The following is an 11307-nucleotide window of genomic DNA, read 5'->3' on the forward strand; positions in this document are numbered from 1 at the left end:
CAAGCTTAGTTGTGCGGCGTTGCACCACTAACCGAGCCAGCGCAGCTGACTCGGCGCTGGCGTCGCGGCAAAGGCCCACCGGGCCTTTACTCCTAGCTCCAGCGCGCAGGGCGCCGACGTACGCTAGAGCAGTGACCGCAATCGCGACCCGAGTAGAGGCGTTGACGGTCGAGACCACCCCACTCGACGACGTCAGACACATCATCCCCTTCACCGACTCGCATGCCCCGCTCGTGTGGCTGCGCAAGGGAGAGGGGATCGCCGGCGTCGGCGAGGCGCTGCGACTCGAGTTCCGCGGTCCCGACCGCATCGCGCAGGCGTCGGCGGCGTGGAAGCAGGTCGCGGCGCTCTCGTCGGTCAGCGATTCTGTGCGGATGCCCGGCACCGGCCTCGTCGCGTTCGGCACGTTCGCGTTCGACGACGACAGCACGGCGACCAGCGTGCTGGTGGTGCCCGAGGTGATCATCGGGCGACGGGATGGACGTTCCTGGATCACGCGCATCCGTCACTCCGACGAGCACGCGATGCCCGCGGCGCCTCATCCGCAGCCGTTCGGCGCCGAATACCGGCTCACCATGCTTCCTGGCGAATTGACCCGCGAGGCGTACAAGCGCGCGGTCGGCATCGCCGTCGAGCGCATCCGCCGCGGCGACGTCGAGAAGGTCGTGCTCGCGCGCGACATCCGGGCGCACCTGCCGGTCGAGTCGGATGTGCGCCGCGCCCTCGTCGAGCTGGCACTCGGCTACCCGCAATGCTGGACATATGCCGTCGACGGCATGCTCGGTTCGAGCCCCGAGACCCTGGTGCGGGTGCACCACGGCACGCTCGACGCCCGGGTGCTGGCCGGCACCAGCGGTCGCGGGCGCGACGCGGAATCGGACCACGACTCGGCCACCGGGCTGCTCGCCAGCGCGAAGGACGTGCAGGAGCACGCGGTCGCCGTGCGCAGCGTCACGCAGGCCCTGGCCCCGCACACTTCCACGCTCGAGACGAGCAGCGAGCCGTTCCCACTGAAGCTCCCGAACCTCTGGCATCTCGCCACGGACGTCTCCGGCACGCTCAGCGACGGCTCCGGTGCGCTCGATCTCGTGGCGGCGTTGCATCCGACCGCCGCGGTAGCGGGAACACCGACGGATGCGGCGCTGCGGCTCATCCGCGAGCTCGAGCCCTTCGATCGCGAACGCTACGCCGGGCCGGTCGGCTGGATCGGCGCAGACGGCGACGGCGAGTGGGCGATCGCGCTGCGTGGCGCGCAGGTCGCGCCGTCGGGCGACATCACCGCATATGCCGGTTGCGGCATCATGGCGGACTCGGTTCCGGAACGTGAGCTGGCCGAGACGAGCATGAAGTTCCGCCCCATCACGGAAGCGTTCCAGTAACTTCAGCGCGGCAGCGGAACCTCCACGATGCTTGTTCCCGTGGGCGGCGCCGACAGCGCCTGATCGAGTTCGCCGCGGGTCTGCACCAGTCGATAGCCCCAACCGTATGCCTCGGCAAGCGCTGCCACGCTGACAGGCTGCGGGGTCGTGAGCACGCGCCGCATCGCGTCGGCGGGAGCGGTCGCGGCGACCTCGAGGGAGTCGAAGATGGTGCCACCGCCGTCGTTGCCGACGACGACCTGCACGGTGGGGCGCCGTTCCCCATCGCCGAACAGCAGCGATCCGACATCGTGCAGCAGCGCCAGATCGCCGAGCAGCACCCGGGTCGCACCTGTCGCCTGCCCGCCGCTCGCCCGCTCGGCGGCCAGCGCCATGCCGAGCGCGGTCGCGATCGTGCCGTCGATTCCAGCCAGCCCCCGGTTGGCATGCACGCGGATCTTCTTGCCGGGCACGACGGCATCCAGATCGCGGATCAAGCGCGAAGCGCCGAGCACGAGCCGATCGTGCGGCCAGGTGAACCGCCACAGCGCCTCGACGAGCATCCGCCGGGTGACGGGTGCGCGCACCGCGGCCAGTTCCGTCTTGGCGAACGCGAGCCGTTGCTCCGGCGAGTGCGAACGGCCGGCTTCGACGTCGGGAGCGACGTGATCGGCGGATGCCTGAGCATCCTCCTCGAGCAGCGCGCGGCTCGCGAACACCCACCGCCCGACCCAGGCGCGGGCATCCTCGCCGGCCGAGGCTGCCTCGGCGGATGCCGCAATGCGCGCCGATCGCGCCGGGTCGTACACCTCCTCGCCGACGGGTGCGACCACGACGACCTCCAGCTCGTCGCGCTTCAGGATCGCCGGCACCTCGCGGCTGAGCGTCGGATGTCCGAACACGACAGCTCGCTGCACCCGCCCGCCGAACTCGGGGTCGCGCAGCAGGCGGCGGTAGGCCACGACGAGGTTCGGACCGAAGCGGGACCCGCTCGACGCCTCCGCGATCAGCGGCCAGCCGCCCGCGCGTGCCAGCTCTTCGGCGGCGGGGCCAGCGGCGTTGCCTGCGATCACGATGGTGCGAGGACCCTCGGGCAGCGTGAGGTGCGGGCGGCCGAGGGCGGCGGGGTGGGGACGCGGGTCGCTCGGCGGCTCGACGCCCTCGCCCTCACTGCGCAACTCGGACGCGAAGGCAGAGAGGTCGGGCACGGCCGCGGACAGCGGCTCTCGGAACGCGAGGTTCAGGTGCACCGGCCCGGTCTCATCCAGCGCCGCCGACCACGCCTGGCGGGCGAGGTGCGCGTAGGCATCCGTCTCGCCAGCGGCACCGGTCGGTGCGCCCACGTCGAGCGCGCGACGCACGGCAGCGCCGTACATGCCTGCCTGCACCGTCGTCTGGTTCGAGCGGATGCCGCGCAGTTCGCTCGGGCGGTCCGCCGTGAGCACGAGCATGGGCAGATTGGAGTGATGAGCTTCGAGAACGGCGGGAAGCAGATTCGCTGTGGCCGTGCCACTGGTGGTGACGATCGCTGCCGGATGCCCCGTCTCGGCTGCGATGCCCAGGGCGAGGAATCCACTCACCCGCTCGTCGATGCGCACGTGCAGTTCGACCGCATCGACGCGTTCCAGCTCGGCGGCGACCAGCGCGAGCGCCTGTGACCGCGAGCCCGGGCTGAGCACGATGTGCCTGAGCCCCTCGCGCACGAGCTGGGTCAGCAGGACGAGCGCGGCATCGGTGGCGGGATTGCCTGTGCGCGGCAGCGCTTGCTCCACGATGCCCTCAGGCGCGAGCGAAGTCATGCCCTGGGGCTGGGACCCGCGGCGATCCGCGGGCTCAGGCATCCCGGCGGCCGTCGGTGTCGCCGGACTTCTTCTTCGGCGTGTCGTCGAGGTCGGAGAGCTCCTGCTCCAGGCGGCGGATGCGTTCCTGCTGGCGACGGTCGCGCTCCAGGTTCCTGAGGAACTCGGGGTCGTCGTCGGGCGCGATCGTGCGCACGCGTCCGGCGTTCCCGCGCCGCGGGCGGCCGACCGCGAACCACAGCACGCCGCCGATCACGGCGAACACGACGACGATCACAATCCATGCCGCCTTCGGCACTCCGCGCACACGCTCCCGCTCAGCCATCGCGCAATCCACGATCGAATAGATGTAGAACAACGCGGCGATGACTCCGACGATGAGCCATACGCGAATCATGTGGCCATGTTAACCCGCGCGCCTCGGCGGCGACCCTGAGAGGTCCCGCCGAGAAGGAGGGGGCGCCCGCGGGCTCCCAGGGCGTTCACTGTGCGACGATCCCTACACTTGAACGGTGAAACACATTCCGGCATGGCTGACCTACACCGTGCTGCGGCTCCTGTTCGTCGCCGTTCCGCTGGCGGTGCTGCTTCTCCTGCTGCCGATCGACCTCTGGTACATCTCGGCGGTGGCCGCCGTCGTCATCGGCTTCTGCCTGTCGTACCTCTTTCTGCGCGGCCCTCGGCAAGCCGTCGCCGGGCAACTCGCCACCGTTGGAAAGCGGGATCGGCGCCTGGCGAAGCCCAGCGCCGATGACGAGGTCGAAGACGCCGCGGTCGACGCAGCCGAGGACGCCCCGCGCAAGCGGAACTGACCTGCCAGCGGATGCGGAGGGATTTGACGACTCGCTTGAGACAACCCGCACCGTCGCCGACGCGACACGCTCTACGAGGCGGGGGCTGTGCCGCCGCCGGACGCAACCACGCAATCCGCCAACCGCGGTGCGCCGCCGCTTGCGCGGCGCACAAGACTCACAGAGGTGACCAGGCGAGCGCCGCCGCGAGGAACGCCGCGTAGACGAGTGCGCTGATCGACGTGAGTTGAAGCGCGGTGATGAGTTCCCGCGGAGTGCGACCTAAGAGTGTGATGATCACTGCGGGCAGTGCGGCGATCAGCGTGAAGAAGCCCAGCCATCCGAGCGTGTACAAGATGCTGATCATCGCCAGGATGCCGAACGGCACCAGCACGAAGACCGCGTAGAGCACGCGCGACCACACCCGGCCGATCAGCACCGACAGGGTCCGCTTGCCTGCCTGCCTGTCGACGTCGATGTCGCGCAGATTGTTCACCACGAGCACGGCGCAGGCGAGTAAGCCGACGGCTACGGCGCCCAGCCACGCCACCTGCGACACGTTCAGCACCTGCACGAACATCGTGCCCGCGGTCGCGACGAGCCCGAAGAACACGAAGACGAACACCTCGCCGAGGCCGTAGTAGCCGTACGGATGCTTGCCACCGGTATAGAACCAGGCCGCCACGATCGCGGCAGCACCGACGATGAGCAACCACCACTGGTGCGAGGCGATCACGAGCAGCAGCCCCGCGACCGCGGCCAGTCCGAAGAACACCAGCGCGACGACGAGCACGGCGCGCGGACTCGCCTTTCCTGACCCCGTGAGGCGGCTCGGGCCGACTCGGTAGGCATCCGTTCCGCGAACGCCGTCGGAGTAGTCGTTGGCGTAGTTCACGCCGATCTGCAGGCAGAGCGCGACGGCGAGGCAGAGCAGGGCGCGAACCCAGTGGAAGACACCGGGATTGCTGGCATCCACGGCGGCTCCGGTGCCGACGAGTACGGGTGCGATCGCCAGCGGCAGCGTGCGGAGCCGTGCCCCGCCGACCCAGTCGCGGAACGTCGCCGGTGCTACCGCACCCCGCTTGCCGGCCGGATGCCCGCCCTTGCGCTTCGATTTCGGCTTGTTCCGCGCACTGCTACTCACAACGGGGAATCTTAATGGGAAGGCCTATGCACCTTCGATGCGGGAGGCGACGAGCTCGGCGATCCCGAGGCGGTCGGGCTTGCCCGAGGCGAGCAGCGGCATGCGTTCGAGCAGCACGAGGTGCGCCGGCGCGGCCGCGTGCCCGAGCTCGGACTGCACGAGCGCGCGCAACTCCACGAGTGCGGCCTGCGGATGCCCCGCCACGGCGACCGCGGGCACCTGACCCCACTCGGCACTTGCCGCGGCGACCACCACGGCCTCCTCGAATCCGGGCCGGCGGCGCACGACGCGCTCGACGGCATCCAGCGAGACCTTCTCGCCGCCGGAGATGATCACATTGTCCGCCCGGCCCGTCACAGTGAGCCTTCCATCTGCGTCGACAGCTCCGAGGTCGCCTGTGCGATACCAGCGGATGCCGTCCGCGGCGTGGAACGCGGTATCCGTACGCTCCCGATCGATCGCGCCCGTGTCGTCCAGGTAGCCCTCGGCGAGTACGGGTCCGCTCAGCTCGACGCGACCATCCACCGCGCGGGCGCGCACGGTGCCGATCGGGACGCCGTCGTACACGCATCCGCCGCCGGTCTCGCTCGAGCCGTACGTGCGCACGATGTGCAGCCCGGCGTCCAGGGCGCGGCGCCGCAGCTCCGGCTGCAGCGCCTGCCCGCCGATGAGGAGCGCGTCGAAGCGGCGCAGCGTGGTGAGCATGGCGTGGTCGCCACGAGAGGCGGCATCTGTCGCTGCGTCCAGCAGCCGGGCCAGCTGCACCGGAACGAGCGATGAGAAGCGTTGGTCGGAGTCCAGCCGGCCGGCCGCGGCGCAGAAGGCGACCGGGTCGAAGTGGCCGGGGGGAAGGATGACCGGCTCTGTTCCTGCCGCGATCGAGCGCACCAGCACGTTGACGCCGGCGATGTAGTGCGCGGGCAGTGCCAGCACCCAGCGCGCGAGGCCCGGCTCCTGACCTCCGATCGCACCCGCGGATGCGGCGGCGCTGGCCAGCAAGGCATCCGCACTGAGCGCCACACGCTTCGGCGCACCGGTCGACCCGGATGTCTCGACGACGAGAGCGACGTTGCGGGGGACGCGACCCGGGGCAGCGACGCCGGCATCCGCACCGGTCCCGCTCGCGTGCTGCCGCGGAAGCACGGCCGGACCATCTCCGGTCAGAGCGTCGCGCAAGGCGAGGTGCACAGCCTGCGGGTCGCCGGCATCGATGACGATCAGCGGGCGACTCACGCCTCCACGCTACCCGCGTGAACTGCCGGCACGGAGCCTCAGAACTGCCAGGGGAACGGCGACCAGTCGGGATCGCGCTTCTGCAGGAAGGCGTCGCGCCCCTCAACCGCCTCGTCCGTGCCGTAGGCGAGCCGCGTCGCCTCGCCGGCGAAGACCTGCTGCCCGACGAGTCCGTCGTCGACGGCGTTGAACGCGAACTTGAGCATGCGGATGCTCGTCGGCGACTTGCCGAGAACGACCCGCGCCCACTCGACGGCCGTGCTCTCGAGCTCCGCATGCGGCACGACAGCGTTGACGGCTCCCATCTCATACGCACGCTGCGCCGAATACTCCTGGGCGAGGAAGAACACCTCACGCGCGAGCTTCTGCCCGATCTGCCTGGCGTAGTAGGCGCTGCCGTAGCCGGCGTCGAAGGAGCCGACGTCGGCATCCGTCTGCTTGAACCGTCCGTGCTCGGCGCTTGCGATCGTGAGGTCGCACACCGCGTGCAGGGAATGCCCGCCGCCCGCCGCCCAGCCGGGCACGACGGCGATGACCACCTTGGGCATGAACCGGATGAGCCGCTGCACCTCGAGGATGTGCAGGCGTCCCACTGCCCCGTGACTTCCCGCGTTCCCCGCCGCTCCGTCGACGACCGCCGTCTCGGAATCGCTGTACTTGTACCCGTCGCGGCCGCGGATGCGCTGGTCGCCACCCGAGCAGAACGCCCAGCCGCCGTCTTTCGGGCTCGGGCCGTTGCCGGTCAGCAGCACCACGCCCACCCGGGGGTTCTGCCGTGCGTCGTCCAGAGCCGTGTAGAGCTCGTCCACGGTATGCGGACGAAACGCATTGCGCACTTCAGGCCGGTCGAAGGCGATGCGCGCGATTCGCCCGTCGTTCGAGAGGTGGTAAGTGATATCGGTGAAGTGCTCGCCGACGGATGCCTGCACCCACTCCCCCGCGTCGAACAACTCCGAGATCTCTTGGCTCATTCCTCCAGCCTAGGGACGCGCGGGTTCTGCTGACCCCTTGCCCAGCCACTCCTTGGCCGCGACGACGAGCGCCTGAACGCCTGTCTCGAGCGTCGGGTGGATGAGCGGGGCGAAGTGCGGTGAATGATTCGAGGGCACGTCGGCATCCGTCGTCCCGTTCGCCGGCGCCGTCGCGAAGAGCCGGGGGTCCAGGCCGCCGAGCAGCCAGTACACGATCGGCGCGTCGGCGGCAGTCGCGAGCGCGCCGACATCCTCGCTCCCCGTCACTGCCCCAGGGTCCAGCACGCGCTCGGCTCCGAGTACGTCGCGGAACGCAGCCATGGTGCGTGCAGTCGCCTCCTCGTCGTTGTGCAGCACAGGGAAGGATTCGGTGACGGCGACATCGGGTTTGCGCTTGGCACCCGATGCCGCAGCCTCCGCCTCCGCGATGCGTGTCACCGCTGCGACCACCCGGTCGCGCACCGCGGTGTCGTACGTGCGGATGTTGATGCCGAGCGTCGCATCGGGCGGGATGATGTTCGACTTCGTGCCGGCGTGCATCGTGCCGACCGTGACGACCGCGGTCTCTCCGCCTGCGATCTCCCGGGAGACGATGGTCTGGAGCCGCATCACCGTGGCCGCCGCCATCACGACCGGGTCGACGGTCGCCTCGGGCCGCGAGCCGTGGCCGCCCTCGCCGTGCAGGGTGACGAACAGGCCGTCGGTCGCGGCGAATGCCGGACCGGCGTGCGCCCCGACCATCCCGGCAGGTGCGGGCGCGACGTGCTGGCCGAGCACGATGCCGGGCCTCGGCACACGGTCGTACAGACCGTCCCCGATCATCTCGAGCGCGCCGGATCCTTGCTCCTCGGCGGGCTGGAAGAGGAAGATGACCGTGCCGTGCCACTCCGTCCGCGAGCCGGCGAGCACTTCGGCAGCACCGAGCAGGCACGTGACGTGCACGTCGTGGCCGCACGCGTGCATCGCGGCGACGTCGTTGCCGTCGGGGTCGACGCCACGCTCGGTGCTCGCATAGTCCAGCCCGGTCTCCTCGGCGACCGGGAGTGCATCCATGTCTGCACGCAGCAGCACCACGGGTCCATCGCCGTTCTGCAGTACGCCGACGACCCCGGTACGGCCGACGCCCTCGATGACCTCGATGCCGAGACCGCGAAGTCCGTCGGCAGCGATCTTCGCCGTCCGGTGCTCCTGGTACGACAACTCAGGATGCCTGTGGAGGTCCTTGTACGTCTCTTCGAGATCTATCGCCATCGAAAGTCCTCTCGTCTTCGGCGCCGACGTCGCGGCGATGCCGCACGGAGCAAGTCTGCACCGGGAAACCGGTGCCGACGAAGAGGCATCCCTCCCCAGCTGTTGTGCCTCGGCTCTTGTCCACACCGATTCCGTTCGGCGATGCCCAGCTCCAGGACAGGCGATACCGTCGCTGGCAGATCAGGGAAATCACGCAGAGAATGGAGGCATGTTCGTGTCGATCGATGCCTTGGCGACGGTGATCAGCTTCGCCGGCCTCTTGGTCGCGCTCGCGGGCGGATTCGGCTGGATGATCAGGCGAATGGACGCGATGTCCCAGCGACTCGACGACAGGATCGATCAGCAAGGCCGGCTTCTCAACGACAGGATCGATCAGCAAGGCCGGCTTCTCAACGACAAGATCGACGAACAAGGCCGGCTCCTCGCCGACAAGATCGACGAAGTGGACCATCGGCTCGGAGACAAGATCGACGGTGTCAGAACCGATCTCGGAGACAAGATCGAAGCGATGGGCCGCGAGATCACGGAGGTCAAAATCGCGGTGGCGCGGCTCGAGGGCCCGCGACCGCACCTCATCTCACCCCGCTGACGCACTGACGTGCTTGCCTGCGCGCTGACACACTGGTGAGCATGGCAGACCATCACTCGCTGTTGCCCGCCGCCGATCTTCCGCCGCTGGACGACGTGCTGGCGGATGCCCGGGTCGTCGCGCTTCCGATGGTCACGCGGTTCCGCGGCATCACCGTGCGCGAGGCGCTTCTCACGCGGGGACCACGCGGCTGGACCGAGTTCTCGCCGTTCGTGGAGTACGGCGACGAGGAGGCGTCCGCGTGGCTGGCCGCTGCGATCGACTTCGGCTGGGGCGAAGACGCAGAACCGGTGCGCGACTCGGTGCGCGTCAACGCCACCGTGCCCGCCGTGGCCGCGGATGACGTGGCATCCGTGCTCGCCCGATTTCCGGGGTGTCGCACCGCCAAGGTGAAGGTCGCCGAGCCCGGGCAACGGCTCGCGGACGACGTCGCACGCGTCGCGGCAGTTCGTGAGTCGCTGGGTGCGGAAGGCCGCATCCGGGTCGACGCGAACGGCCTGTGGAACGTGGACGAGGCCGAGCACGCCATCCACGCGTTCGCGCCGTACGACCTCGAGTACGTCGAGCAGCCGTGTGCGAGCGTCGAGGAACTCGCCGAGGTGCGGCGTCGCGTCAAGTACATGGGCATCCCGATCGCAGCGGACGAGAGCGTGCGCAAGGCATCCGACCCGGTCGCCGTGGCGCGGGCAGGAGCGGCGGATGTGCTGATCGTGAAGGCGCAGCCGCTCGGCGGCATCCGGGCGGCGCAGGAGATCATCCGCCTCGCCGGGCTTCCCGTCGTGGTGTCGAGCGCGATCGACACCTCGGTGGGGCTCGCCATGGGAGCGATGCTTGCGGCATCCGTTCCGCACCTGGATTACGACTGCGGCCTCGGCACGGCGGCGCTTCTGAAAGCGGATGTCACGCCCGAGCCGCTCGCACCGGTCGCCGGCGCGATCCCGGTGCGCCGGGTGGCAGCTGATGAGGCGCTGCTCGAGGAGCATTCTGCGGATGCCGACAGGCGCGACTGGTGGTTCACCCGCGTCGAGCGCTGCTACTCCCGACTGAAGGCGAGAGCGTCGTAGAGCGGTCCTTAAGACAGGCCGCTGTACGAGTGCAGGCCGTGGAAGAACACGTTCACCACGCCGAAGTTGAACATCACGGCGCTGAAGCCGATGATCGCCAGCCACGACGACCGCGTACCGCGCCAGCCGCGCGTCGCCCTCGCGTGAATGTAGCCGGCGTAGATGACCCAGACGATGAACGTCCAGACCTCTTTGGTGTCCCAGGTCCAGTACGCTCCCCAGGCCTTCTCGGCCCAGATCGCACCGGCGATCAAGGTGAACGTCCAGCAGATGAAGCCGACGATCGTCACGCGGTAGGCCAGGTTCTCCAGCGTCCCCGAGCCGGGTAGCGTGCCCAGGAAGCGCAGGTTCGTCGGCATCTCCTGCTGCACCCGGTGCTCGCGTCGCACCTGCAACAGCTGCGCCACTGAGAGACCGAAGCTGAGCGCGAAGAACGACGTGCCGAGCATCGCGACCAGGATGTGGATGACCAGCCAGTACGACTGAAGGGCCGGCGGAAGCGGTACGACGGGCACGTAGTACACGGTCGTGGCGAGCATGAGCACGAGGCAGACGAAGCCCAGCACGAACGTGCCGAGATAGCGCAGGTCCGACCAGAGGTTCACGACGAGGAAGATGCCCACGATGATCAGCGTCGCCGTCATCGAGAACTCCCACATGTTCGCCCACGGCACGCGCCCGGCGGCGAGACCCCGCAGCACGTCGGCGCACAGGTGAAGCGCCCAGGCGATGATGGTGACGACCATCGCCACGCGAAGGCTCGTCGACTTCACTCGCCCGTGATGGGTGCCGTCCTCGAGTCGTGAGGTCAGCCGCGCGACCGGTCCCGTGCCGCCCCCACCGCCTCCAGTGCTCGTCGCAACGGGCGCGACGGCGGTCGCAACGGCCGTCGCCTGCCCGGCGGCGGCCACGCCTGAACCCGACGCAACGTCGCTCTGCGCTCCCCCGGCCTCGACGAACACGAGGTCTTCTGCTGGGGCGGCGCGACGGGAAGCCGCGCTGCGAACTGCGCCGGGAATGGTGGCACGCGCGCTCCGTCTCGCCAGGTCGAGCGCGAACGCGATGAACGCGACGACATAGAGGCCCATGGCCACATGGATGAAGATC

Annotated in this window: 11 protein-coding genes; 4 read left to right on the forward strand and 7 right to left on the reverse strand. The window is 69.4% G+C overall.

Annotated features, from left to right (window positions below):
- The first annotated feature begins 131 nt into the window (after positions 1 to 131).
- Positions 132 to 1379, forward strand: coding sequence for an isochorismate synthase (locus tag ACYVI5_RS14460; protein WP_460580818.1), 1248 nt, complete (start codon positions 132 to 134; stop codon positions 1377 to 1379).
- Positions 1380 to 1381: 2 nt separating this feature from the next.
- Here ACYVI5_RS14460 and menD read toward each other — a convergent pair whose 3' ends face one another.
- Positions 1382 to 3157, reverse strand: a complete 1776-nt coding sequence (gene menD, locus ACYVI5_RS14465; RefSeq protein ID WP_460580819.1) for a 2-succinyl-5-enolpyruvyl-6-hydroxy-3-cyclohexene-1-carboxylic-acid synthase — start codon at positions 3155 to 3157, stop codon at positions 1382 to 1384.
- 34 nt (positions 3158 to 3191) lie between these two features.
- Positions 3192 to 3554, reverse strand: a complete 363-nt coding sequence (locus tag ACYVI5_RS14470) for a PLDc N-terminal domain-containing protein (protein ID WP_460580820.1) — start codon at positions 3552 to 3554, stop codon at positions 3192 to 3194.
- A 115-nt stretch (positions 3555 to 3669) separates the two neighbouring features.
- On the opposite strand from ACYVI5_RS14470, the gene ACYVI5_RS14475 reads away from it, so the two are divergent.
- Positions 3670 to 3969, forward strand: a complete 300-nt coding sequence (locus ACYVI5_RS14475) for a DUF4229 domain-containing protein (RefSeq protein ID WP_460580821.1) — start codon at positions 3670 to 3672, stop codon at positions 3967 to 3969.
- Between the two features lie 157 nt (positions 3970 to 4126).
- Here ACYVI5_RS14475 and ACYVI5_RS14480 read toward each other — a convergent pair whose 3' ends face one another.
- The 4 genes from ACYVI5_RS14480 to ACYVI5_RS14495 are packed head-to-tail and all read right to left on the reverse strand — an operon-like array spanning position 4127 to position 8547.
- Positions 4127 to 5092, reverse strand: a complete 966-nt coding sequence (locus ACYVI5_RS14480) for a prenyltransferase (RefSeq protein WP_460580822.1) — start codon at positions 5090 to 5092, stop codon at positions 4127 to 4129.
- A 24-nt stretch (positions 5093 to 5116) separates the two neighbouring features.
- Entirely contained in the window at positions 5117 to 6325 is a 1209-nt protein-coding gene (locus tag ACYVI5_RS14485; RefSeq protein WP_460580823.1) for an AMP-binding protein, read from the reverse strand.
- A gap of 38 nt (positions 6326 to 6363) precedes the next feature.
- Positions 6364 to 7296 (reverse strand): 1,4-dihydroxy-2-naphthoyl-CoA synthase, encoded by a 933-nt coding sequence (locus ACYVI5_RS14490; RefSeq protein WP_460580824.1) that lies wholly within the window; start codon positions 7294 to 7296, stop codon positions 6364 to 6366.
- Between the two features lie 9 nt (positions 7297 to 7305).
- Positions 7306 to 8547 (reverse strand): zinc-binding metallopeptidase family protein, encoded by a 1242-nt coding sequence (locus tag ACYVI5_RS14495; protein WP_460580825.1) that lies wholly within the window; start codon positions 8545 to 8547, stop codon positions 7306 to 7308.
- A 208-nt stretch (positions 8548 to 8755) separates the two neighbouring features.
- On the opposite strand from ACYVI5_RS14495, the gene ACYVI5_RS14500 reads away from it, so the two are divergent.
- Together ACYVI5_RS14500 and ACYVI5_RS14505 are read left to right on the forward strand one after the other, a co-directional pair.
- Positions 8756 to 9136, forward strand: coding sequence for a hypothetical protein (locus ACYVI5_RS14500; protein ID WP_460580826.1), 381 nt, complete (start codon positions 8756 to 8758; stop codon positions 9134 to 9136).
- A 41-nt stretch (positions 9137 to 9177) separates the two neighbouring features.
- Positions 9178 to 10200 carry an o-succinylbenzoate synthase gene (locus ACYVI5_RS14505; protein ID WP_460580827.1) on the forward strand — a complete coding sequence of 341 codons (1023 nt, stop codon included), beginning with the start codon at positions 9178 to 9180 and terminating at the stop codon, positions 10198 to 10200.
- Positions 10201 to 10208: 8 nt separating this feature from the next.
- Here the strand turns inward: ACYVI5_RS14505 and ccsB are convergent, their stop codons facing one another.
- Positions 10209 to 11288 (reverse strand): c-type cytochrome biogenesis protein CcsB, encoded by a 1080-nt coding sequence (gene ccsB, locus ACYVI5_RS14510; RefSeq protein WP_460581283.1) that lies wholly within the window; start codon positions 11286 to 11288, stop codon positions 10209 to 10211.
- Positions 11289 to 11307: the final 19 nt, after the last annotated feature.

The organism is Humibacter ginsengisoli (assembly GCF_054780095.1).